Here is a 21,688-nt window from a genome sequence, read left to right on the forward strand (position 1 = left end):
TGATATAGATGAAAAGAATTGATAAAATATACCATCAGCTCATGCATAATTTCCATGGCTCCAGCTTAGATCATCTTTTAAAGGTACAGGGAAATTCAGCAAAGGAAATTGCTCAGCAATTGAAGATAGACCGGTCCAATGTCAGTTTTGAATTAAACAATCTCGTGCGGTCCAAAAAGGTGATAAAAATTAAAACGTTTCCCGTGCGCTACATTCCAGTGGAAGTAGTGGAAAGGGCATTCAACAAAAAATGGAATACAGAGATAATGGAAGTTAAAGAACTGAAGGGGCTTTCTGAAAATCAAAAAAAGAACGATCAAAATATTTCTACGAATCCTCTTGAACTTATGATTGGAGCAAAAGGCAGTTTGAAGAAAGCAATTTCTCAAGCAAAAGCAGCTGTTTTTTATCCTCCGCACGGTCTGCACATGCTTCTCTTAGGACCAACAGGCTCTGGTAAATCCCTTTTTGCGAACCGGATTTACCAGTTTGCGATTTACTCTGACATTTTGAAGCCTGGTTCTCCGTTCATCACATTTAACTGTGCAGATTACTATAACAATCCTCAATTATTACTCTCTCAATTATTTGGTCATAAGAAAGGAGCATTTACCGGCGCCAGCGAAGATAAAGCCGGTTTAGTTGAGCAGGCCGACGGGGGCATTCTGTTTATGGATGAAATCCATCGTCTTCCGCCTGAGGGACAAGAAATGCTGTTTTATTTTATCGACAGCGGATCTTATAACCGTCTTGGAGAAACTGAACATAAAAGAACATCGAAAGTATTATTTATTTGCGCAACTACCGAAAACCCTAATTCTGCTCTATTAAAAACATTTTTGCGAAGAATTCCAATGACGATTCATATTCCATCGCTGGAAGAACGATCTCTTAAAGAGAGAGTTGATCTCACAACGTTTTTATTAGGGAAAGAAGCAGAGCGTATTAAAAAGAATCTAAGTGTGCATATCGATGTATATAATGCATTGATTCATTCTGCGAAGTTTGGGAATGTGGGACAGCTGAAATCAAATGTGCAGTTAGTTTGTGCACATGGATTTTTACATAATCTTGACAGAGATGACGTTGTTGAACTGACCGTTCGGGATCTCCCGGATGAAATCCAGCAAGATTGGATGTCAAGCAGCAAAAACATGAAAAGAAGCAAAACGATTTCTGAATATGTCAATATCACAACCATCATATCCCCGATAGTAGAAGATGAAACAACAAAAATTGATGATGATCTATCATTTAATTTGTATCATTTGATAGAAGAAAAGGTCGAAGTGCTAAACAAAGAAGGTTTGTCCAAAAAGGAAATAAATCAATATATTTTAACGGATATTCATTTGCATGTCAGAAGCTTTTTTAATCAAAGCGCGTTCCGAAATGACAACCTGCTGACATTTGTTGAGGACGGCGTGATTCAAATGACGAAGCAATTGAAAGAAGTTGCTGAACATGAATTAAATTGCACATTTGACCGTAAATTTATCTATTTTTTAAGTATGCATATCGATTCATTTTTAAAACGCGGTAAGCAAATTGATATTTTAAATGCGCAGGAAACGGATGAAATCCGTGATACCCATGTGAAAGAGTATCAGGTGGCGCTCATATTTAAAGACAAAATTCAGGAACACTTCAGAGTAACCGTCCCGGAAATAGAAGTCATCTACTTAACGATGCTGATTCATTCCATCAAAACGTTAAAAGAAAACAAAAGAGTTGGGATTGTGGTTGCCGCACATGGAAATAGCATGGCGAGTTCCATGGTTGAAGTAGCGACGGAGCTTTTAGGAAGCACCCCAATTGCAGCTGTTGATATGCCCCTTTCTGTTTCACCTGCGGAAATTATGGAGCGCTTAGCGGGAAAAATACAGCAGGTAGATGAAGGTGAAGGTGTTTTAATGCTTGTTGACATGGGGTCACTTGCAATGCTGGAAAGCAAGCTTGAAGAAAAAACAGGCATCAAAATCAAAACAATCAGCAATGTCACGACCTCAATGGTGCTGGACGCCGTCAGAAAGGTGAACTATCTGAATTTACATTTACATGCCATATATGATTCGGTCACAAAGGATTTTATTGAGTTATGGGGTCGGCAGCCTGCCGCCTCACCAGGCAAAAAGAGGGCGTTGGTTTCGATTTGCACAACAGGCAGCGGAACGGCAAAAAAGCTGGAAGACATCTTAACAACGATCGTAAACAAGGCCTCTGATGTTCCCATCCACATATTGACCGTATCATCGATTAAATTGGCAAACAGCATCAAAGAAATCGAAAAAGAGTATGAGATTCTTGCGACAGTAGGAACAAAGGATCCTAAAATCAATGCTCCGCATGTATCTTTGGAGGTATTAATTGGAGGAGAAGGAGAGAAGATGATCCAACAGGCGATCACAAAAGGAAGCATCCCGATGAGTAATGGGTTATCGGGCGCAAACATCATTGTACGGGAGCTTTGCGAGGATAGTTTGAAAAAGTATCTGGTTTTTTTGAACCCTCATCACATTATAGAAATCTTATTAGAGTGGCTTCAGACCATTCAAGATGAGTTAGGCATCATTTTCAATAACACAGTGATGATCAAAGTGATTATGCATACGGCTTTTGCCTTTGAAAGGGTGATTAAACAGAATCCGATTGCTTTTTCCGAAGAAGACGAAATAACCGATCAGCTGAAAGAGATTTTTGAGGTGACAGAGCGAACATTAATCCCTTATGAACAAAAATTGGGACTGAACATAAGCGATGATGAAAAATTATTTATAGCCGCCATTTTTGCTGAAGAAGTACATGGCCACATGTGTTGAAAGCGGTTTTTTTACGTAAACCTGTATTAAATGGAACGCCATTTTAATACAGGTTTATTTTTATATTCATATGTGTTTCAATCAGCTTTCTTCATGTGCTGCAAAATAAATGAAAACGCTTAACACAGATTCTTTGGCACGATACTTGCATTATAAATGGATGTACGAAAAAGGAAAGGAGCAAACGTGTTATGATTTCAGTCATTATTAGCGGACATGGGGACTTTCCCATAGCATTAAAAGAATCTTCAGGCATGATATTCGGTGAAGAAAATCATCTGATAGCGGTGCCGTTTTTTAAAGGAGAGGGCATCCAAACGCTGCAAGAAAAATATCATCAGACGCTTCAGGATATTCCGAAAGAAAATGAGGTGCTTTTTTTAGTTGATATTTTTGGAGGCACACCATATAACGCAGCGGCTTCCTTCATCGCTAAGGAACAAAGAATGGATATGGCTGCCGGCATAAACCTGCCGATATTACTGGAGGTATTAAGCCTGAGAGAACACATGAAACTCAAAGAAATGCTGAATCACTTAAAAAACATGAGCCAGCAAAGCTTTCAGGTTTGCAGCGAACATCTAGAAAAAGCAAAAACAGTATGTGAAGAAAAAAGAGAGGATGAACTATGATGAACATTACATTGGCAAGAATTGATGACCGCTTTATTCACGGCCAAATCCTGACAAGATGGATTAAAGTCCATGCAGCAGACCGAATCATCGTTGTGTCAGATGACGTTGCGCAGGATGAAATGAGAAAAACCCTGATCCTATCTGTTGCTCCTTCCAATGTAAAGGCGAGTGCCGTATCCATTTCTAAAATGGCAAAGGCGTTTCATAGTCCGCGCTACGAAGGGGTAACGGCGATGCTGCTGTTTGAAAACCCATCCGATATTGTATCTCTCATAGAAGCAGGCGTCCCTATCAAAACCGTAAATGTCGGAGGGATGCGTTTTGAGAATAATCGCCGGCAAATCACCAAATCAGTCAGCGTAACTGAAAAAGATATAGAGGCGTTTGAGACATTAAATGAATTAGGCGTCACACTGGAATTGAGGCAGCTGCCTTCTGATGCCAGCGAAGACTTTACGGAGATTTTGAGAAATGTAACAAAATCATCAAGGGGATGAGATGATGACTTCAATACAAATTATTTTGTTGTTAATCATTGCAGCCATTACAGGTATTGCAAGTGTATTGGATGAAGGACAAACACACCGTCCGCTGATTGCCTGCACTTTGGTTGGCCTTGTGCTTGGTGATCTAAAAACAGGAATCATTTTAGGCGGAACGCTGGAGCTGATGGCGCTGGGCTGGATGAATGTCGGCCTCGCCATGGCGCCTGATACAGCCATTGCCTCTGTGATTTCAACCATTTTAGTGATTACCGCTGATCAAGGCATTGGTGAAGGCATTGCCGTCGCTGTTGCTTTGGCAGCTGCAGGTCAAGCGCTTACTATTTTTGTCCGAACGATTACTGTCTTTTTCATTCACCGTGCTGATAAATATGCCAGGGAGGGGAATATCAAAGGAATTGAAATTATGCATATTACCGCCATGGTGTTTCAAGCGCTGCGTGTCATGATACCGACTTTGATTGTGGCCTTAATCAGTGTGAGCGCTGTTCAGGCGTTCTTGGGAAATATTCCGGAAGTCATTACCAAAGGTTTGCAAATAGGAGGAGGCATCATTGTTGTTGTGGGGTATGCAATGGTGATCAATATGATGAATATCCCTTATCTTAAGCCATTTTTCTATATTGGTTTTTTGTTGGCAGCGTTTACCGATTTCAATTTAGTAGGATTTGGCGCTCTTGGTCTCTGTCTGGCGCTTTTATACCAGCAGGTTATGCAAAAAAATAGCGCCCACGGGGCAGTCGCCGCAGCCGCGGACGGCAGCAATGCAGCTGTCTATGATGATGATGACGATCTTGATGCATAAAGAACGAGGGGGGATGAAAATTGGAGAAAGAAAAAAGATTAACAAAGAAAGTCATTTTCAGTATGTTTATCCGTTCGAATTTCTTGCTCGGCTCATTTAACTTTGAACGTGTGCAGGCAATGGGATATTGCTATGTGATGATACCGGCGATAAAAAAATTGTACGGTCCGGGAGCGAAAAGAAACGCAGCATTGCAGCGCCACTTGGAATGGTTTAATACACATCCGTGGCTGTCCGCACCCATATTTGGGGTGACAGCTGCCATGGAAGAAGAAATGGCGAACAATAAACGAATAGACGGGAAAGCAATAAGCGGGATGAAAATCGGTTTAATGGGTCCGATAGCGGGTGTGGGCGACCCTATTTTCTGGGGAACCGTACGTCCCGTATTGGCTGCTTTAGGGGCTTCTCTTGCTTTAGGCGGAAACATTGCCGGTCCTCTGCTGTTCTTTTTCCTGCTGAATGCCATCAGATTAACCACAAAATATTACGGTTTAAAGTATGGCTATGTAAAAGGGATGGAGATTTTGCAGGATCTAGCAGGGAATCGTATTCAAAAACTGACAGAAGGCGCTTCCATCCTCGGGTTATTTGTGATGGGGGCTTTGGTCTCCAAGTGGACCACCATCAACATCCCGATCGTTGTTTCAAGAATTAAAGATGATAACGGAAAAGTTGACGTTCAAACTGTGCAAAATATTTTAGACAGCATTATGCCGGGGGTGCTGCCTTTAGGATTGACTTTATTAGTGGCATGGATGCTGAGAAAAGGAGTAAATCCGCTCCTTATTATCGTTGGCATATTTGTGATCGGTATTCTTGGCTATTGGGCTGGATTTCTGGCATAAGCGCTTAACGGGTAAAAAGGGGAGAACCTGCAGAAGTCTTTCTCATAACCTCTTCATCATTCGATACAGCTTTTATCACGGATCACTCGTGCAGATGTCTCTCTTGAATGTTTTCAAATGTTAGAGAGGAGAGAATCAGAATGAAAAAGAAGCTTATTCAAGTCGTGATCCTATTCACCATGCTGTTTACTATGGCACTGCCAGTAAGTGCAGCCGATTCAAGCTACTATGATGAGGATTACCGTCCCCAATATCATTTCACACCAGAGGCAAACTGGATGAATGATCCAAACGGAATGGTTTATTATGCAGGGGAGTATCATTTGTTTTATCAGCATCATCCATACGGTCTGCAATGGGGGCCGATGCATTGGGGCCATGCAGTAAGCAAGGATTTAGTTCACTGGAAGCACCTTCCCATAGCGCTGTCACCTGATGAAAAAGGCACAATTTTTTCCGGGAGCGCAGTGGTCGATTGGAATAATACAAGCGGTTTTCAAACCGGAAAGGAGAAGCCGCTTGTCTCTATATATACGCAGGATCATGAAGACGGCCAAGTGCAAAGCGTCGCCTATAGTAATGATAAAGGCAGAACATGGACGAAATACTCAGGTAATCCGGTCATTCCAAACCCGGAAAAAAAAGATTTCCGCGATCCGAAAGTGTTTTGGTATGAAGAAGATAAAAAGTGGGTGATGGTCGTGGCAGCTGGTGACCGGATTCTCATTTATACATCGAAAAATTTGAAGCAGTGGACATATGCAAGTGAGTTTGGACAAGGACAAGGGAGTCATGGAGGCGTATGGGAATGTCCGGATTTATTTGAGCTTCCTGTAGACGGAAATCCGAAACAAAAGAAATGGGTGATGCAAGTCAGTGTCGGAAACGGTGCGGTTTCAGGTGGGTCAGGCATGCAATATTTTGTAGGAAGTTTTGATGGAACAACTTTCAAGAACGAAAACCCGTCAGACAAAGTATTATGGACCGACTACGGTAAAGACTTTTATGCGGCTGTTTCTTGGTCCGATGTCCCTTCTTCAGATGGACGGCGGCTTTGGCTAGGGTGGATGAGCAATTGGCAATATGCCAACGATGTTCCTACATCTCCATGGAGAAGTGCAATGACTATTCCAAGAGAAGTAAAATTGAAAGCGTTTTCCGAAGGGATCAGAGTGATTCAAACACCAGTAACCGAGCTGCAATCGATCAGGGGAGCCGCGCAGAAGTGGAAAAATAAGATGATATCGCCAGAGAGCAGTAATGTATTGGCGGGTATATCTGGAGATGCTTATGAAATGAATGCAGAGTTTCAAGTGAATCCAGGTTCGGCTTCTGAATTCGGTTTTAAGGTTCGAACAGGGAGAAATCAATATACAAAAGTCGGTTATCATCAAAAGAGCGGCAAACTGTTCGTTGACCGAAGCCAATCCGGAAATGTCAACTTTAATCCAACCTTTAACACTGGGAAGCAAGCAGCTCCGCTGAAGCCGGTAAATGGAAAGATAAAAATGCGTATTTTTGTTGACCGCTCTTCAGTCGAAGTATTTGGTAATGACGGGCAGCAGGTGTTGACTGACATCATTCTCCCGGATAGATCAAGCAAAGGTCTTGAATTATATGCTGTTAATGGCCGTGCTAAGGTAAACTCCCTAACGATTCATCCTTTAAAAAAAGCATGGGGAGCGTCACCGTTTATATCCAATTTGACTGGCTGGACAACTGTAAACGGTACGTGGGCCGACACAATTGATGGAAAACAAGGACGATCAGACGGCGATTCCTTTATGATGTCTTCAGCATCAGGAGCTGACTTCACTTATGAATCCGATATAATCATTAAGGATGGGAACGGAAAAGGGGCAGGGGCTCTTGTGTTTCGTTCTGATAAAGACGCACAAAACGGTTATGTAGCCAATGTGGATGCGAAACATGATCTTGTGAAATTTTTCAAATTTGAGGACGGGATTGCCTCTGTTATTGCCGAACACCAAACACCAATAGATATAAATAAAAAATATCATTTGAAAACTGTGGCTCATGGCGCTCACTTTAAAATATATTTGGATGACCGTCTAGTCATAGATGCTGAAGATTCTGCATTCTCAGAAGGTCAATTTGGCTTGAACGTTTGGGATGCTACAGCAGCCTTTCAGAATGTCAACGCAAAGACTGATTAGAAAAGACAAAAGAGGCATTTTAAATGAAGGGGGAATAGAGATTCTTACGCTTTCTCTATAAAAAAGGGCACAGACTCAAACAGTCTGTGCCTTTTTCTTATTTCAACAGGTTCAATGATTCGCGGTTAAATGCTTCCAAATCATCAGGTGTTCTGCTTGTTACAATGTTGTGGCTGACGACTACTTCTTCATCTTTGTAATTTGCACCAGCGTTGATCAAGTCTTTGCGAATGCTGCGGTAGCCAGTGATGTCTTTGCCTTTCAGAAGATCCGTATCAATGAGTACCTGTGGGCCATGGCAAATAGCGAAAACAGGTTTCTCATTTTCTACAAATGCTTTCGCGAATTCACCCGGCCGGTCATCTCCGCGAAGCAAATCTGGGGAAAATCCTCCAGGAATTAATAAAGCATCGAATTCACTTGCATCTACGTCGGCGATCGATTTGTCGATCTTCACTTTCTCGCCATGTTTACCGGTAACTTCCTTGCCTGCTTCCAAATCAATGGCAATGACGCTATGGCCAGCTTCTTCGTATGCCCTTACCGGACTTGTATATTCGATATCTTCGAATTGGTCTGTAACGAGAACAGCGATTTTTTTGCTCATATTTATACCTCCTATGAATTCCTATATACCATAGAATAACAGGCACGTTCATCGTCCTTCAAAATATTTGCTTAAGATGTTTTTCGCAAGAGTCCTGCGAAGAGTTGTTTATAGGTTTTATGATTTTCATAGGGTAAAAGCGCAGCCAAAACGAGGCTATCCCACCTGTTACAACTATTCCGACTTATAATGTAGAGATATCAATAACGAATCGGTAGCGTATATCACTGCGAAGAACACGCTCATATGCTTCATCCACTTGATCGGCACGAATCACCTCAATTTTAGGTGCAATGCCATGCTGAGCAGCGAAATCAAGCATCTCCTGTGTTTCTGGAATTCCGCCGACAAGAGAACCCGCTAGGCTGCGGCGGCCCATGATTAAGGAGAATACACTATATTTGTCCGGCTCGGCCGGTGCCCCTACATTCACAAGTGTTCCGTCTATCCGAAGCATTGATAAATAGGCATCTACATCAAGATTCGCGGATACTGTATTTAAGATTACGTCAAAACGCCCGGCCAATTCAGTAAATGCAGCTTGATTACTGGTTGCATAGTAATGGTCAGCCCCTAGTTCAAGGGCTTCCTCTTTCTTATTCATAGAGCGGCTCCGAACGGTTACCTCTGCACCCAAAGCATGCGCAAATTGAATCGCCAAATGACCGAGCCCGCCGACTCCTACAATCGCAACCTTTTTGCCTGGGCCGACGTTCCAGTGTTTTAGAGGGGAATATGTTGTAATCCCTGCACACAGTAGAGGGCTGGCAACATCCATCTCCAAACTGTCCGGTATCCGAACAACGAACCTGTCAGTGACAACGATTTTTTGGCTCTACCCGCCATTAAATTGACGCCTGCAGAAGCGGTTTCTAGAAGAACCATATGTACCTCACCGAATAGTTGGTCATCATTAATTGTGCTCGAAAACGATATTGCTGGAAATCAACAAGATACTATATTTCGGATTGAGAGAAAGAATAGAGGGCTTATCAATAAAAACGGGCCTATTCCAATTCTTTAAGGAATTTTCAGGCCTAAGGAGCAGGGAGAATGATAGAAAAACAGTATACAATTATCGCGAGTACAGGCTTCGCCCGTGCAGCGGCCTTGTTAGTGCGTGCGGCTTGTCAATTCAGCTCCAGTATATATCTTGAATATCAAGGGGAATCTGTTGATATGGAAAATACACCTAAATCCCTCACTGATGTGATGTCACTAGGAATTAAACCTAATACCCGTATTAAGATAAGAGCTAATGGCGTTGACGAGTGCCAGGCTTTACAAGCGATAGAAGATCATTTGCAAAAAAACAAGTTCACAAAGAAATGAGGAAGAAAACCTTCCCTTTTTTATTGTCATTTTCAGGGACTCGCTCCAAGGTCTCCCGTTTTTATACGAGCGTTTTGTTAACTGGTTATCTTCAAAAGAAACCAACTCATTTCTCTTCATCTTAAAGCCGAAAATCTGAAAGGGTAGGGTAATAAAAAAGGCATCCATAAGGATGCCTAAAATGAATCTTAATTGAATCATTACCTATTGCATCTTTTTACTGGTTTACAGCATGGATTTCTTAAGTCACTTCCACAATCATATTCCTCAACGATATTTTCATTCTCTGTAGATTGTGTCACTGGATAGTAATTTTCTACTCTTGTAACATTTCTATTAACATTAACAATGTGAGTCGGCTGAACACGTCTAACAGTACGTTCATTGGTTGTCGTATTTACAACATTTCTTGTGGGAGAAACAACTGTTTCTACATTGTTGCCTCCATTGCCCCCCTTAAAACCATTAAAACCATTAAAACCATTGAAGCCATTGAAGCTATTGCTACCGTTGTTCCCGCGACGAGAGCCGAACATGAATTCGTCTACACTTCTAAACCCACCGTTGCTGCAGCTCATCAAAATCACCCTCTCAAAAAATCTTGTCTTACTATATAAGTTATGATGAAGAAAAAAGGTTGTCCTAGACAAGAAACTCATATTATAAAAAATCCGCTATTATTTTAGGATGTCGATACACATGACAAGAAAGGGGGCAAAGTTTTCTGTCATTTTGATTTAGAAAACTAGAACGAGTAAGTCATGACATTGGTGACGAGTTCAGAAAGTGGTTTCAGATAACAATGTGACTGAAGCTATAAAAATGAAGATCCTACGGCTGCTGGCTGATGAAGAGGCATACGATGTATCCTTAAAGCTACGAAATGTGGATGAAAAACAAGTGCAGGTGGTTCTATATTTCAGTCTAATGATGTAGCTTAAATAAACTAAATGTAGTAAGAATTTGTTTCTCATTTTAGATATAGTAAGAGAGGGGGTGAAAATAGTGAAAATAAAAAATCTTGAAATATTTGTTTCTCATTTTGATCAAACTGTAAGCTTTTATAAAGATATCCTTCAATTTAAAACGCTGGCTTTAACTGATACATTAGCCATATTTCAAGTAGGAGAAAGCATCTTAACCTTGCACCAAGACGAAGCGAATCGCTATTACTATCATTTTGCGTTTAATATCCATTCGAATATTTTCGCACAAGCTAAAGAATGGCTGAAAAAGAAGGTTGATTTACTTGAAGAAGATGGTGACGATGAAGCGTATTTTGCAAATGCAAAGGCAAGATCGATATATTTTGAAGACCCTGCAGGTAATATTGTTGAGTTTATTTCTCGATTAGAAACCTCTCCGGAAACGAGGTCAAAAGTATTCACGCCCGACAATGTAATAGGTATAAGCGAGATTGGTTTATCTACAACTCATGTTAAAGAATGTTTTGATTACCTTTTAAAGCTGGGAATTCGGCAAAGAAATGATGAACCTTTCTCAAAAAATCATTTACTTTTCATGGGGGAGTATAAAGAAGGGGTCTATATTTTATTAGGTCCTGTCGGGAGAAGATGGATATTCTCGGATAAATACAGTATAGATGCACCACTCATGATAGAAACTGACCGAGGGATCATCAAAAATTTTGATTAGTAATCAAGCTTTTAATTGGTGTGTGACTTATCTTTCATGCGTTATTTCGGATTGCATTGCAATCCCTATATTCCCAAATTTTATCCTCTCTCCTGTCTGAAAATTCAGTAATAATGGCACTTCTCATATACCTGTTTGATGGTAATATGATATCAATATATGTAAACGAAAGGGGAGAAGATGGTCGGCCGAATCATTCCTGAACTGAATGTAAGAAAGCCAGACGCAGGACATTTATGATGAGGAGGAGTATAAGTTGAGAAAGCTAAAAATAGCAAGTTTGTTAACCGTTATGGTAGCGTCATTCTTCATTTTTTCTAGTCATGCACAAGCAGTTCAGTATTACACTGTCTCAACAAGCAGCGGTGCGCCTGTAAATATGCGCAGCGGCCCAGGTACAAGCTGGGGGATTGTAACAACCATCCAGAGCGGTACCCGTATCCCGATCTATTGCTACAAAACCGGTACAACTGTAACTGGAAAGTATGGAACAAGTAATATTTGGAATTACACGGAGCGGACGCTTGCAAGCGGGGAGATCGTTCCTGGGTTTGTCTCTGATACATATATGTATACAGGCTCAGACGGCCCGGTAGTTCCTAAATGCAGCTGGTAGTCTTAGCTGCAATCAAAAAACTAATATAGTGATATTTTCATAGAAAGAGGGATTCAATTGACGAAACTGAAAACGTTGAGTATGTTAACCGTTATGATTGCATCATTGTTCATTTTTTCCAGTCAGGCACTTGCCGTTCAGTACTTTACTGTCTCAACAAGCAGCGGTGCGCCTGTAAATATGCGCAGCGGTCCAGGTACAAATTATCCTATTATGCTTTCCATTCCTAGCGGCTCACGTGTTCCTTACTATTGCTATGCTTATGGAACAACTGTAACCGGAAAGTATGGAACGAGTAACATTTGGGATCAAATCCAGTGGAAAGATTCCCGGGGTATCGTGAATATTGGATATGTGTCTGACACATATGTGTATACAGGTTCTGACGGTCCGGTCGGTTACCGATGCAACTAGCTGTATACTCCGTACAATAGAGTCTCTTCTTTAGGGCCTATCTGAATGAACCATACCAACTTTGTTGGTGTGGTTTTTCCTGTTTATAAATAACTCAATCGCTGGGATAGCCCACTCATGAATGATAACTTTAAGTACATAAATGAAAGACCGAGGAAATTGTGTTTGTATTTTGTATGAACAGTCAAGAGGGCAGAAAGTAAGATGATAAAATCATGAAAACATCTCATTTTCCCTTTGATCTTTGCATAAGATAAATGTATAATACAAATCGTAATAATTTCGATTTGATGAGAAGGAGTGTCGTAATGGGAATTTCATTTGCAAAGAGGTTAGGCATATTAACGATTGGTTCATTACTAGTATTGGCAGGATGTCAGACTTCAGGTTCATCTAAAGGTGAGTCTAATAAAACAGCATCATCCTCATCAGCTGCAGAAGACTCTTCTAAAACGCAAGAGCAATCATCAGAATCTCATCATCATAATCATGATCATGATCACGATCATAATCATGCACATGATGAAGAAACAGAAAAAATTTATGAAGGCGATTTTAAAGACAGTCAAGTAAAGGATCGGTCACTTTCTGACTGGGAAGGAGACTGGCAATCTGTATATTCATACCTGCAAGATGGTACTCTTGACGAAGTATTTTCTTATAAAGCAGAACATGAAGGTGACATGACAGCTGAAGAATATAAAGAATATTATAAAAAAGGGTATAAAACAGATGTTGAACGTATTTTAATTCAACCAGATACTGTAACGTTCTTCAAAAATGGAAAAGAATATTCTGGTCAGTATATTTATGACGGGTACAAAATTCTGACATATGATGCGGGCAATAGAGGGGTAAGATACATATTCAAACGTGCTAAAGAAGCTGAAGGACTTCCTCAGTATATTCAGTTTAGTGATCATAGTATCTATCCGACTAAATCCAGCCATTACCATCTGTATTGGGGTGACGACCGTGAAGCTTTACTTGATGAAGTCAAAAACTGGCCTACCTATTACCCGTCAGAAATGGACGGACACGACATTGCCCATGAGATGATGGCGCATTAAAAATGGCCCTTGGTCCTGATCGTTTCCTCATCAATTGGAAATAACGGACTTGATATTGAATACATTATTATTGATATGGACTTCTACAGATAGATGCATGTGTAGCTGCTGACTCCTCGTCAGCAGCTTTTTGCCCTCTTTACATTTCTTCCGTTTTACCCTCTCCCTGCCTTATAATACGAATGACACGCTTTATTTTTTTAAGCCTATGCCTGAGTGTACGTTCAAAAGATGGGGGTGTATCCCAAATGAAATGGGTTGTTAAACGGTTTAATATCAATAAAAAATTATTAAAAAGGCTAATGATTGTTCCAATTTTATTCATCTGTTATGTTTTATTTTTAAATCCTGAAATTATACTTGAAGAGCAATGTCCTAACAAGCCTTATAGTTTAACAATCGTAAAGCACGGGGCAGGTATATTCGATAAGAAAATTGTTTTAATATATTACAAGATCAACGGAAAAACAGTAGCTGTTGGGAATTTGGTGTTTTTTGAGAATTTGGGCAGAGATATAGATGTTACTTGGGATACGAATACTGATGATGGAACTTGGTGGATAGATAAAAGCGTACATTTAACCATGACTTATGCTAAAAATGTTAAGGGAGATTTAGACAAGAAAGATATTGATTTTGATTATGGTACTGTCCAATAATAACAATTAGTTTATCTAAAATATGACTTTACACTAAAAGAACTGCCCGTTGCGGTTCATTTGAATTATAGTCTGCTCTAAATTACTTTAGGAGCAGTTTTTTCTTTCCTTACAAACACCATGATTCCAGGGATCATCATAAGTATAGCTGGTATTAAGTAAAACCAATCAATACATATAAGTCCTCCAATCCCTGAGATAAAAAGTAAAACACTGCTCAACTTTGGTTTGAATAAGACAACAATTGAAGCGGTAAACCCAATGCACGAAAAGATCAAAGATATCCATGCCCCAACAAGGAGGTCGCTTGTCATATCAAAGTATCTGATCAAGTGAAAAAATAAATCTAGGTAAGCGATACCTAAAGCTAGGATAGATGCTACAATACCCAATATGCTCCCTATTAAACTTAAAACAAACTCAATGGTTCTCTTCACAATAAACGCTCCTTATGTAATCTTCATTTTTATATATGATAATGTAAAAGAGACCTAAATGAAAATATAAATGACAAAAACCTTTGTCCTGTAAGGGTTTCTAATTGGTTCAAAAATCACTTTATAAATGAGAATCTAACTCTTATTAGTAAACAGAATTAAATAAACAGAAATAAATAATAATACACTAGCTGCGTTTATTTATCTGATTTCCGTCTTTTGCTGCAAGGAACGTTTCAGGATCGTTCAGTCCTTTTTTTGCTTCATACTTGAACACTTTTCAAGTTTTCGGAGAACACTTTAATCATCTGACTCCAACTCAGCTGGGAGGCATTATTAGGAATTCGATGATGTAAACGGAATGTTGAATTCATTTTCACAACAAAATCGGGTATTATTCAATATTTTCGTTCGACAAATTTTGCGAATTGTAGACAACTTCCTGATTATTTGGATAATTATCTGGATAGGAGGAGAAAAGTTGTCATATGTCACTATACTTATAATTATTGCATTAATCGGAGCATTAGTAACAGCAGTAGTCGGTATCATATCTTCAAAAGTGGAGATGATCTCTCCAAAAACTCAAAGAGAATCAAAAGGAGAAGAACAGAAAAGTTTTTATATGCTGAAATAAAGTGGAGAAAGAGCATCTCCTGCGGGGTGCTTTTTAATACAGAGGAGTTGAAAAAAACTGAGTCAAATGAATTTACTTCTAAGATTTTCACTTGAAGTTGCGGCATTGATTTTCATAGGTGTGTTTGCTTGGACTCACTTCAATGGTTTTTTAAAATATGTTTTAACTTTAGTTTTACCAATTGCAGTTATGATTATCTGGTCCGTGTTTGCAGTGCCCAATGATCCTAGCCGAAGCGGTCAAACTGTAATAGCCGTGAACGGGGTTATAAGATTATTTATTGAATTATTGATCTTTGCAATAGCGGTTGCAGCGCTTTATTTTAGTAATTTAAAAACAGTTTGTGTCATCTTTTTTTGTCTTATATTGCTACACTATATAACTTCAGCTGGGCGTATAAAATGGCTTCTAAATCAATAAATTATATTAAAACTGTGGACAATTTTAAAAAAGCTCATAGAGCTTCAGAAAGTTGAAGATTGGTATTTTATAGTTCCTTGGTTCAGAAACTTTATCAGCATATGGTGAGTTAATCACATAACAAAACGCCATAAAGGTTTCTTATGGCGTTTAGCCGAACAGGGAGGTGCTGCTGTGTAGGATTAGTCTTTAACTTAATATCTAAAGAAAGCTGTTCCAACAATGATTAACAAGATGAATAACACCACAATTAACGCGAAGGAACTACCGTAACCATTAGACATATGTCCACCTCCTTTAGTGAGGATAGTATAAGATATGCTAAACGATAGTTTTCGACATAGATTTACGTCTAAATAAGAAAAAATGAATTTTTTGTCTAAAAAATAAACGGAAAACGCCATAAAGGTTTCTTATGGCGCCAAACAACATGGAGATATTCCTACATATCAATTAAATAGGAACGCCTTCTGGATAGCCTCCGAAGAAAGCTGCTCCCACAATGATTAATAAGATGAATAGCACCACGATTAATGCAAAGGAGTTACCACAACCATATGAGTATCCCATATGTCCACCTCCCTTAAAAAAAGAGATAGTACATGATATGCGGGTCGAGTTACTTCGATAGGGATGCTAGTTGAAATGAAATTTAAAATGATTTTTTAGTCTAAGTTGAAATTGAGGCGATTGGGACGGCAAGTATGTCCACATCGCATCTTGTCAGAGGCACGGGGGAGAAAGGTTAAAACCGCTATTGAAGCAGAATGGAAAACGTCGGGCAGGAAATCAGGCTCATGCAAAACATGCCGCCAAAAAAATACATTATGCCCACGCAGCAAAAAAACGAGAAAATACATTGGCACAAAATTATATACCTGCTCATTTTTATATGCACCTCTGCTTGGATGTTATGTAGGGGGTGCTTATTTTTACTTTAATTGTAGTTCTTACAATTTTTATAGGAAATTTGATCATTCATAGACAACTAACAATATGGATCGATCTTATGTTTATCGTATGCCTTGTTATGGTATCTGCTTCATTTATCTTTCCATTTAGTTATCAGTTTAACAGCCGATATTTGTTCATAGGCTCACTTGTTTTATTCGGTATTTATATGGTGTTGATTAATACCTTGTTCCAAATGTGAACGATATAATCAGAGAAAATGTTCGAATATTATTATCATTGCAAAATCTTAATGTTTATTTGTTAATTCTATTTTCGGTTATGATTCTATATGTTTGTTCTTGGCTTCTGTCGATTCGTATTTATAGAAATAAAGCATTTTAAAGGAAAGGTGTAGAAATTCTGCAGAAAGAGATTTTACTGAGGTTCAAAATTGATCTGAATCATTATTTCCTGCTTTACTCCATGTGAAAGTATGTCAAATTCTATTTACATATGTTTCAAAATGAACAGTATCTTAGAAGGCTGTATTTGAAGTTAGATGTTACTCATACGTTGGCTTACTAAAAGAATTTACAAAGCGAAACTTGAAGACTTATTGAAATAATAAAAGAAGTCCTTTTTAGAAAAGAGAGGGCTCTTTTATTACTATATTGTTTTAAGGTGTTGTTTAATTTGTTCAGTAACTTGCTTAAGCCATTCTAATGGAGTTATATCATCTTCAGGAAGGTATATGCCATCCGCTGCTTCATCTATAAATTCATTCTTGTCTTCTTCTGAATAATAACTATTTACAAACTCAGTTAGTGCTATTAAATCTCTTTCTTTTAGTTTTTGTGATGCTTCATTTAAATATTCATCAAGGGACTTTTCCGGAGACTCTATATCTTGGTGGAAATGTCCACCGAGAAATCTAAATACAGGATCAGAAACTGTAATTTCAATCATTATATATCACCTCGTTGGGTAGCCTGTTAGTATAAAGCTACCATCTCATCTTCATCTTTCTTTAATACTATTCTAGCGTTAGTCATATCTTTAACTTCATTTGAGCCTCTACGAACTCCTCTACCTATAACTTCGGTTCCTCTATAAGGCAACGGTAATGTATCGTTAATATCACTATTTAACCACTCTTCTTTTTCTTTTTATGTTTAGTTAATGTTTCATTAGCGACTCTTCTGCAGTTGGCTTATCACTGAAACTAGAAGAGGCATGTATCTTCTTGTTTTTCTGTAGCCTTTGTAATAACTCTTCATCAGTCTTACCGATATGTCTGTCAATTAGCGCTAATCTTCACCAGGTGCGAGAAGTTATCCCTTGTATTAAATACAAAGAGCCTTTCTGCTCAAAAAAGAAGGGGAAAGGTTTTCTCCGTTTATTCCTCGTATAGTTTATTAACCAACTCTGTAAATGAATCACATATATGACTCAAAGATTTATCAGGATCTTCATATGCAATCTCGTGATCCCAGAAAACTACGGACGGATTCTCTTTATTAAGACGATAATCGAAGCAGATTTCGTTACCGAAAGGATCACAAGCAAAAGGAACTATCCCAGGAAGCATCCTTCCATCCTGGTAATCTTCAAAGACCTCTAAAATAAAACTTGAACTATCCTCAGTTAAACCATGTAATCGATTAAAAATCGCGCCTTTTGTATTTTCAAAGTCAAATATCTTTTTACTTGGGCGCGCCCCATTGTTGTTTAATATAGTTGTAATGTAGTCTTTTGGAAACTTAATATCTAATGCCTTTTCGATTTTTTTAACAGTTGTTTCCCCAATAGGTTTTTCGGCAAATCTCCACTCTGTCATATTGTCCAGTTAAGAGATCCCCAATAAACCTGGAGTGATGTTTTCGATTCTGGCCCAATCAAAAAGACATTCGAGTTGCATCTGATTATTGCACTTTATTTTTAATGAACCATTACCATTAAGTTCACTAATTTCAAATTGATCAACAATATTATTTGTTCCTAAATTTTTTATCAGTAAATCCTGAACGCCTATAAAAGACATTTCTACATAAACAACATCCCACTTTCCCCAGCGTTTAGGTTTATTCTCAACAACTTCTTTTGTCATAAGACGCACAAATAAGCAGGGGCCATCTCTATTTAATTCAACATTCATTAATTCCGCGTCAGTAAAATTGGGCATACTCCCAAATATATTGATAATAGCTTGAGGATTCATGAATTTTTCTTCAATAATCATAGGATGCTCCTTACCTCAGTCATTTTCTTCTATTATTTGCAGCTGATTTCAAATTAAATAGAATAGCCCTTCTCATTGAGAGGGGCTTGTAAAGTACTCTTTTTCATTTAAACAACAGATTCTCTCTTTATATCAAAAATATCAATCTGCTTTGATTCCAAAAGATCTTGTAAATAATCTGGACCGTGTTTATCAGCTACTTGCAATTCGCCTTCTGATATAGGTAAAGCCATTAGCCAAGTAACATTTTTGTTGCTAAATTCAAGTAGCTCTAAATCTTCCTCCCACAGAAATGGGGGAACGAACATAACATGTTTCATGTCGGTTTCCTGATCATACATACTAATCACATTTTTAAAAATAACACCTGGTGCACAAGAGAAATTTGAGTTGATTATATTAAAGGCACAAGTTGATAAAACATTAGCATATATGTCTGAAGCTGACTCCATTGCAGCTACGATTTCTACCCGCAACGGAGTGCCATTCACCTCATAATTAATAGAATGATCCGACAATCCTAGAGTTGAGTATGACGTGATACCTTCTTGAGGCTGGTCACTAACTGATAAAATATCAATGCTGCTTATCTCATTATCATCCCAATATTTCGTAACTATCGGTTTACCTCCAAAAGCTCCTAAAACTGTTCTAGCAATAACTTTATTTTCTTGTGTAATGACCATTAGACAATCTCTCCGACAATTTCTAATGTATATATATTTGTCTTTAAACAGAATTTCGTTAAAGAAGCCGAAAAAGCAGTGAGTTGTAAAATTACAATTCTAATATACTCTCTATGCCTGTATTATTAATTAATAAATCCCTTAAGGATGGAGCGACTTTAACAGCTTCTTCAACATCTAAATCTCCAAAACCTACAATATACAATCCGAAACCTTCGTTTCCGCTTAAATAAATTAGAGCATTTCCACCCTCATCATCACCAATTGCGAGTGATTCTGGTATGTATTCTTGAATTTCATAAGAATCATTCATTTCAATACACCCTGTTGGACTCCAAATCCGTATGTACTTTTCGCCATCTACACTTATTTCAACTTCTGTTGCTTCACTTACTATGTCTATATAATCAGATGGAACATTTATAGGTGAGAATTCTCTTAATGATTCAATTTCTTCTATGTTAGCAGCGGGCTCTTGTGCATCTATCGAAAAATGTGAGCTAATCTTATTGAGTAAGGTCATTTCAAATCAATCCTTTCATAACTAACTTCAAGTTTATTAAACATTTTATATTGTTGTTCCAGTACATCTTCAATGGTCTTACGTGAAAATCCTGCTGCTTTTAAATCTTCAACAGTATAATTAAGTTCTTCTTGTAAAGTAGAACTCCATTTTCCTTTCCCCTGTGCAACACGTTCGTTACGTCTCGCGTTTTGTCTTTTACTAATTTCAGTATGAGGGAACCCCTTACCTGTTTCAATTGTTATAGTTGGTGCTTTGTTGGCGTCATAGCTATATTGTTTTAAGTTTTCATTAGCCCATTGTTGCTGTAACCCATGATGAGATTGCAACCGCCCGCCATTCGGGCCGGTACCTTTAGGTTTTGGCATTGAATCTTTATTGGTCTTATTAAATATAACAAAATTCTCTGATTTGCTACTTGCTTTTGCATTCAACTTTTTGCTAACGCCACCTACACCAAATGGAACTAGCATTGATAAAGCATTAGTTATACTTTGCTCTTGTTGTTCCTCGGAAATCTTGTTCCCGAACATATCGCGTCCGGTTACGGCTTCGCTAAAACCGTTTGCAGAAGCAAGTCCATAAAGTCCTTTGCTGGAATTTTGAAGGGCATGGAATGTCTTAGGTGTTTTGTATACATCGAGAGCTTTGTCTGCTCTATACAATGCTTTACTTGTTGTATAAACAGCTTTTCCACCTTTAGCTAATTTACCTCCCCAACCAACGATAGGGATGTATCCTGCCGCAGCCATTGCACCGGCAGCGACCCGTTGTCCAGCAGTTAGCTTTTCGCCGGTAACAGGATCAACCCCATCAGCGGCTCTTTTATAATCATAATATCCAGAGACCTCTCCTGTAAAATTACAAACAGCATCCCAAGACTTTTCATACCATGGTCTGTTCGCCAGTTCTTCTTGTTCTTTTGCAATTCTTCTTTGTTCCGCCTGTTGGTCCTTAAAAGAGATGTAGTCTGTTGATTGTTTCTTTACATCCTCAGTCATCTTGTGAATCTCACTGTCACTATAAGCCTTCGCATTATAGTGAATAGGAGAGGCGCTTTTGCCTTTTGCTTTCGCATTTATTAAAGCTTGATAATCAGCTTGAATCATTTGTTCATTTGCTTCTGATAGTCCGTATTCTGAAGTTAAATTTTCGTCAACTTCATCCATTTTCTCTATGGCTTCTTTACGTTTCTTTTCGGCAGACGAAAGTTCATCTTTAAAAGTTTCTGTCGAGAACAGATCCAAAGGCAGTATATCGTTGATATCATTTAATATATCTTTCATGGCTTTTTTCTGTTCAGACATGATGGATTTTGATTTGGTGTAGGCGTTAGCAAGCTCATGCGCTAAAAAGGTTTCTTCTATGTAGGCATCTGATAAGTTGGCATCTTCTAAGAAACCAGGAATACTCGTTAAGAAAGAAATTTTCATCTCAATTAAATCAATCCATTGGTCAGCAATGCCAGCTTGATCTTCATAAAATGATTTGATGTTATTAGCACCTTTGCCTGAAAACTCGCTATCGTCTAAATCTGCAACAGCTTTGAACGCTTTCTTTAATTTGACCATTTTACTTTTTAAATCTTTGTATTCCTTTGCTCGCTTTTTAGCCTCGGAGAGCAAGGTTTTGGCTTCAAATACCTTCATGATCATATCCTTTCATTTAATCGTTATAACAAAATATTACCATGGGAGAAAGAGGAAACGAA

General features: G+C 38.6%; 27 protein-coding genes and 3 pseudogenes. 14 read left to right on the forward strand and 16 right to left on the reverse strand.

What is annotated here, in order from left to right:
* The first annotated feature begins 8 nt into the window (after nt 1-8).
* From M1D69_RS07700 to M1D69_RS07725, 6 genes are all read left to right on the forward strand, one after another.
* Entirely contained in the window at nt 9-2,819 is a 2,811-nt protein-coding gene (locus M1D69_RS07700) for a sigma 54-interacting transcriptional regulator (RefSeq protein ID WP_458104099.1), read from the forward strand.
* 191 nt (nt 2,820-3,010) lie between these two features.
* Complete coding sequence (gene levD, locus M1D69_RS07705; RefSeq protein WP_458104098.1) at nt 3,011-3,451, forward strand: PTS fructose transporter subunit IIA; 441 nt, start codon at nt 3,011-3,013, stop codon at nt 3,449-3,451.
* Complete coding sequence (locus M1D69_RS07710; RefSeq protein WP_458106185.1) at nt 3,451-3,951, forward strand: mannose/fructose/sorbose PTS transporter subunit IIB; 501 nt, start codon at nt 3,451-3,453, stop codon at nt 3,949-3,951. Before levD ends, M1D69_RS07710 begins: the two co-directional genes overlap by 1 nt.
* A gap of 4 nt (nt 3,952-3,955) precedes the next feature.
* The gene (gene levF / locus M1D69_RS07715) at nt 3,956-4,762 is read left to right on the forward strand and encodes a PTS fructose transporter subunit IIC (protein ID WP_044154405.1); all 807 of its coding nucleotides are present in this window, start codon (nt 3,956-3,958) and stop codon (nt 4,760-4,762) included.
* Nucleotides 4,763-4,782: 20 nt separating this feature from the next.
* Nucleotides 4,783-5,610, forward strand: coding sequence for a PTS fructose transporter subunit IID (levG, locus tag M1D69_RS07720; protein WP_044154414.1), 828 nt, complete (start codon nt 4,783-4,785; stop codon nt 5,608-5,610).
* A 140-nt stretch (nt 5,611-5,750) separates the two neighbouring features.
* Nucleotides 5,751-7,787: a GH32 C-terminal domain-containing protein gene (locus tag M1D69_RS07725; RefSeq protein WP_458104097.1), complete on the forward strand. Its 2,037-nt coding sequence runs from the start codon at nt 5,751-5,753 to the stop codon at nt 7,785-7,787.
* A gap of 97 nt (nt 7,788-7,884) precedes the next feature.
* On the opposite strand, the gene yraA is transcribed toward M1D69_RS07725, so the two are convergent.
* On the reverse strand, nt 7,885-8,394 hold the full coding sequence (yraA, locus tag M1D69_RS07730) for a cysteine protease YraA (RefSeq protein WP_458104096.1): 510 nt from the start codon (nt 8,392-8,394) through the stop codon (nt 7,885-7,887).
* A 184-nt stretch (nt 8,395-8,578) separates the two neighbouring features.
* A pseudogene (locus M1D69_RS07735) lies at nt 8,579-9,229 on the reverse strand (NAD(P)-dependent alcohol dehydrogenase); the annotation flags it as partial.
* Between the two features lie 218 nt (nt 9,230-9,447).
* On the opposite strand from M1D69_RS07735, the gene M1D69_RS07740 reads away from it, so the two are divergent.
* Entirely contained in the window at nt 9,448-9,726 is a 279-nt protein-coding gene (locus M1D69_RS07740) for an HPr family phosphocarrier protein (protein WP_458104095.1), read from the forward strand.
* A 200-nt stretch (nt 9,727-9,926) separates the two neighbouring features.
* On the opposite strand, the gene M1D69_RS07745 is transcribed toward M1D69_RS07740, so the two are convergent.
* Nucleotides 9,927-10,304, reverse strand: a complete 378-nt coding sequence (locus tag M1D69_RS07745) for a CotD family spore coat protein (protein WP_458104094.1) — start codon at nt 10,302-10,304, stop codon at nt 9,927-9,929.
* A gap of 427 nt (nt 10,305-10,731) precedes the next feature.
* Between M1D69_RS07745 and M1D69_RS07750 the strand changes: the two genes are divergently transcribed.
* From M1D69_RS07750 to M1D69_RS07770, 5 genes are all read left to right on the forward strand, one after another.
* Entirely contained in the window at nt 10,732-11,382 is a 651-nt protein-coding gene (locus M1D69_RS07750; RefSeq protein ID WP_458104093.1) for a VOC family protein, read from the forward strand.
* A 256-nt stretch (nt 11,383-11,638) separates the two neighbouring features.
* Nucleotides 11,639-11,998, forward strand: a complete 360-nt coding sequence (locus M1D69_RS07755) for an SH3 domain-containing protein (RefSeq protein WP_142396276.1) — start codon at nt 11,639-11,641, stop codon at nt 11,996-11,998.
* A 57-nt stretch (nt 11,999-12,055) separates the two neighbouring features.
* Nucleotides 12,056-12,412, forward strand: coding sequence for an SH3 domain-containing protein (locus M1D69_RS07760; protein ID WP_105953543.1), 357 nt, complete (start codon nt 12,056-12,058; stop codon nt 12,410-12,412).
* A 308-nt stretch (nt 12,413-12,720) separates the two neighbouring features.
* A complete protein-coding gene (locus M1D69_RS07765; RefSeq protein WP_458104092.1) occupies nt 12,721-13,482 on the forward strand; it encodes a metal-binding protein ZinT in 762 nt (253 codons plus the stop codon).
* A 248-nt stretch (nt 13,483-13,730) separates the two neighbouring features.
* Nucleotides 13,731-14,141: a hypothetical protein gene (locus M1D69_RS07770; protein ID WP_458104091.1), complete on the forward strand. Its 411-nt coding sequence runs from the start codon at nt 13,731-13,733 to the stop codon at nt 14,139-14,141.
* Between the two features lie 77 nt (nt 14,142-14,218).
* Here the strand turns inward: M1D69_RS07770 and M1D69_RS07775 are convergent, their stop codons facing one another.
* Together M1D69_RS07775 and M1D69_RS07780 are read right to left on the reverse strand one after the other, a co-directional pair.
* A complete protein-coding gene (locus tag M1D69_RS07775) occupies nt 14,219-14,578 on the reverse strand; it encodes a hypothetical protein (RefSeq protein WP_458104090.1) in 360 nt (119 codons plus the stop codon).
* Between the two features lie 211 nt (nt 14,579-14,789).
* Nucleotides 14,790-14,858: pseudogene (locus tag M1D69_RS07780) on the reverse strand (transcriptional regulator); the annotation flags it as partial.
* Nucleotides 14,859-15,059: 201 nt separating this feature from the next.
* On the opposite strand from M1D69_RS07780, the gene M1D69_RS07785 reads away from it, so the two are divergent.
* Both M1D69_RS07785 and M1D69_RS07790 read left to right on the forward strand, forming a co-directional pair.
* The gene (locus M1D69_RS07785) at nt 15,060-15,215 is read left to right on the forward strand and encodes a hypothetical protein (RefSeq protein WP_227534050.1); all 156 of its coding nucleotides are present in this window, start codon (nt 15,060-15,062) and stop codon (nt 15,213-15,215) included.
* A 66-nt stretch (nt 15,216-15,281) separates the two neighbouring features.
* Complete coding sequence (locus tag M1D69_RS07790; protein WP_217827810.1) at nt 15,282-15,635, forward strand: YrdB family protein; 354 nt, start codon at nt 15,282-15,284, stop codon at nt 15,633-15,635.
* 194 nt (nt 15,636-15,829) lie between these two features.
* Here M1D69_RS07790 and M1D69_RS07795 read toward each other — a convergent pair whose 3' ends face one another.
* From M1D69_RS07795 to M1D69_RS07845, 11 genes and pseudogenes are all read right to left on the reverse strand, one after another.
* A complete protein-coding gene (locus tag M1D69_RS07795; protein ID WP_198098310.1) occupies nt 15,830-15,919 on the reverse strand; it encodes a YjcZ family sporulation protein in 90 nt (29 codons plus the stop codon).
* 169 nt (nt 15,920-16,088) lie between these two features.
* Nucleotides 16,089-16,205 carry a YjcZ family sporulation protein gene (locus M1D69_RS07800; RefSeq protein WP_044154438.1) on the reverse strand — a complete coding sequence of 39 codons (117 nt, stop codon included), beginning with the start codon at nt 16,203-16,205 and terminating at the stop codon, nt 16,089-16,091.
* 990 nt (nt 16,206-17,195) lie between these two features.
* Nucleotides 17,196-17,495 carry a contact-dependent growth inhibition system immunity protein gene (locus M1D69_RS07805; RefSeq protein ID WP_458104089.1) on the reverse strand — a complete coding sequence of 100 codons (300 nt, stop codon included), beginning with the start codon at nt 17,493-17,495 and terminating at the stop codon, nt 17,196-17,198.
* A 26-nt stretch (nt 17,496-17,521) separates the two neighbouring features.
* Nucleotides 17,522-17,647, reverse strand: coding sequence for an RNase A-like domain-containing protein (locus M1D69_RS07810; RefSeq protein WP_458104088.1), 126 nt, complete (start codon nt 17,645-17,647; stop codon nt 17,522-17,524).
* A gap of 58 nt (nt 17,648-17,705) precedes the next feature.
* On the reverse strand, nt 17,706-17,831 hold the full coding sequence (locus tag M1D69_RS07815) for an RNase A-like domain-containing protein (RefSeq protein ID WP_458110431.1): 126 nt from the start codon (nt 17,829-17,831) through the stop codon (nt 17,706-17,708).
* A gap of 94 nt (nt 17,832-17,925) precedes the next feature.
* On the reverse strand, nt 17,926-18,366 hold the full coding sequence (locus tag M1D69_RS07820) for an SMI1/KNR4 family protein (RefSeq protein WP_458104087.1): 441 nt from the start codon (nt 18,364-18,366) through the stop codon (nt 17,926-17,928).
* Between the two features lie 9 nt (nt 18,367-18,375).
* Nucleotides 18,376-18,768 carry an immunity 50 family protein gene (locus tag M1D69_RS07825; protein ID WP_420977396.1) on the reverse strand — a complete coding sequence of 131 codons (393 nt, stop codon included), beginning with the start codon at nt 18,766-18,768 and terminating at the stop codon, nt 18,376-18,378.
* A 107-nt stretch (nt 18,769-18,875) separates the two neighbouring features.
* Nucleotides 18,876-19,454: a type VII secretion system immunity protein YqcF gene (yqcF, locus tag M1D69_RS07830; protein ID WP_458104086.1), complete on the reverse strand. Its 579-nt coding sequence runs from the start codon at nt 19,452-19,454 to the stop codon at nt 18,876-18,878.
* 91 nt (nt 19,455-19,545) lie between these two features.
* Nucleotides 19,546-19,977, reverse strand: a complete 432-nt coding sequence (locus M1D69_RS07835) for an SMI1/KNR4 family protein (RefSeq protein ID WP_458104085.1) — start codon at nt 19,975-19,977, stop codon at nt 19,546-19,548.
* Nucleotides 19,974-20,345: a hypothetical protein gene (locus M1D69_RS07840; RefSeq protein ID WP_458110432.1), complete on the reverse strand. Its 372-nt coding sequence runs from the start codon at nt 20,343-20,345 to the stop codon at nt 19,974-19,976. Before M1D69_RS07840 ends, M1D69_RS07835 begins: the two co-directional genes overlap by 4 nt.
* A pseudogene (locus tag M1D69_RS07845) lies at nt 20,337-21,626 on the reverse strand (ribonuclease YeeF family protein); the annotation flags it as partial. The gene M1D69_RS07840 and the pseudogene M1D69_RS07845, both read right to left, overlap by 9 nt.
* Nucleotides 21,627-21,688 lie beyond the last annotated feature (62 nt).

It is taken from the genome of Bacillus sp. PK3-037, from assembly GCF_054161355.1.